Source organism: Thermogutta sp. (genome assembly GCF_014359955.1).
Taxonomy (GTDB): domain Bacteria; phylum Planctomycetota; class Planctomycetia; order Pirellulales; family Thermoguttaceae; genus Thermogutta.
In genome coordinates, this window is the sequence record NZ_JACIYL010000751.1 from 1 (window position 1) to 2,150 (window position 2,150).

Here is a 2,150-nt window from a genome sequence, read left to right on the forward strand (position 1 = left end):
TCGTAGCTGACGGAGGCCTCCTCGGAGGTGCCCACAGCATACGTGATCTGGGTCACCTGACCCCGGGCGTTGTACTGATAGCGGGTGACGGTACCCAGGGCATCGGTCTCGGTTTCCACCAGGCCGATGAGAGTCCCGTCGTTGGCGTCGGTGTAGGTGTAGGTGGTCACCACGTCGTCGCTTTCGCCATTGCCCGGTGAATCGACCTGGCCCACGACGATGCGGCTTTCCAACACGTAACCCGTTTGCGGGTCGATCTTGTAGAGGGTGGTGACTCCCCGCTCGTCAACGTATTTGGTGACGACATTCCATTGAGGGTCGTATTCCCAGCGGCGGATACCGCCGTCGGGGAGGACCATCTTGATCCGGTTGCCTTTGGCATCGTATTCGTAGGATGTCACGGAAGGCGTTAAGGGGCCTTCGCCATCGGGATCGGGTTCGATAACTTGGACCACCTGCCCGGCAGCATTGCGGATGTAGCGTGTCGTGTGGCCTTCGCCGTCCACCGATTCCAGGGGGAACCCCCACATATCCACAGCCGAGGTCGTGGTGATCCCGCCAACCGTGGAGGAAACGCGAATCGCAGCGGTATCGCGGAGGGCCGCCGGGTTCTGGGGCGTCCCCTCGCCACTCCCCAGATCCACCAGGACCGCGGCGGGGAAGGAAACATAAGTCTCTTCGCTGCCATCGGCGCGGATGATCTTTTTGAGTCGCAGGGCATGATCGTATTCGTAGGTTTCGCGCGAGCCGTCGGGGAAGGTAATGGCCGAAAGGAGGCCGTTGGGACCCGCATATTCAAAAGTCGTGACAGGGGCCGGCAACGGACCATCGCCATCGGGGTCCGGCTGGGTGATCTGGATGATGCGCCCCTGAGCATCATGGGTGTAGGTCGAAACCACGCCATCGGGGCGGATGGCCTGGCTGAGCCAACCGGTCTGTTCATCGTAGAGATAGACGGTATCCCCTTCCGGGGCGTCGATCGAGACCAGACGATTGGAGTCGTCATAGTTGTAAACAGTCTGATTCCTGGCGGGATCGACCGTGCGGGTAATGAGTCCCGCTGGGTTGAAGTAATCGACGGTCCCATCCTTGGCCCGCAAAGTGAAGCCGGTGTACCAGTTGCCGGTCAGGGTGTAGGCACTGGTGTCATCGGAGAGGTCGGGGATCCAACCGCCCATGCCATCGGGTTTAAACCGCTGCAGCCCACCACGCAAGAGAAGTACATCGGGTCCGTCGGGGATGAGCCGGGCCACACCAAAGGGAAACCAACCTGGTCCCATCGGGCTGTTGAGCGTGTTGAAAACGTTCTTTTTGCCACTGAGCGTGATTGTTTGTGTGGAATTGTCGGAGTAGTGCTGAATCAATTGGACAGTCCAGGAATAGGCTCCCGTACTGAGAGTTGACACATCGACCGGAAAAGCAAAAGCGTACGTGCTGAGTGCGGAAGCATCTGCGGCGTCAAACCAGATGGTTGTATCGGGGTTACTGCTGCCAAAGCTGACCAATTTGGCCTCCACGAACTCCAGGGTAGCCTGGCCGTTGGTGAGCTGGAGGGGACTGAACGCCACCACTGTCTCCTGACCTGAACTAAAGTGGGCGTAATACGTGATACGGGTTCCCTGGTTGCTTATGCCCAAACCACCAGTCGGAGCGGCGACATTGCAACTAACACCGGGGTCGCCCGTTTCCTTGCCACAGCAATCCACACAAGGTTTTGGATCCCCTATCGGTTCCAAAATGAGAAGGGTGCCGGAATTGCGTTGTTGGTGGACGTTGTTTCCGAAAATGGTCAATATGACGGTTTCCGGAGGTGTTGACTCATTTCCATTCTGACCATCATTCTGATTCTGAAAGCCGTCATACCACGGCACGAAAGAGATAGAGTATTGGTTCTGGCCCGCCGGAATCGTGACTTGACCACTCAGAGGCAGTGCACCCTGCCCCGTTGTAAGAAATCCATCAGCGTCGGCTCGATTATCACGGGGTGTCGGCTCATCATCCCAATGTGGATCGTCGTCGATCGTGGCCGTCCCTCCCACGCTGTACGAAACAGCGACGTCCTCGAAGTTCTCATTACCCTCCAAAAGGTGAATAATGAACGCTCCGGGGTGCCCCTGCATTTCCGATTCGAGGCCTGTAGTCGGCTCGGG

Annotated in this window: 2 protein-coding genes; one reads left to right on the forward strand and one right to left on the reverse strand. The window is 58.0% G+C overall.

Annotation, left to right across the window (positions count from 1 at the left end; all coding sequences use genetic code 11):
* Nucleotides 1-1,568, reverse strand: a 1,568-nt coding sequence (locus tag H5U08_RS16595; protein ID WP_297035609.1) for a hypothetical protein, incomplete at its 3' end; no start/stop codon positions are given.
* A gap of 345 nt (nt 1,569-1,913) precedes the next feature.
* On the opposite strand from H5U08_RS16595, the gene H5U08_RS16600 reads away from it, so the two are divergent.
* On the forward strand, nt 1,914-2,150 hold a 237-nt coding region (locus tag H5U08_RS16600), incomplete at its 3' end, for a hypothetical protein (RefSeq protein ID WP_297035612.1).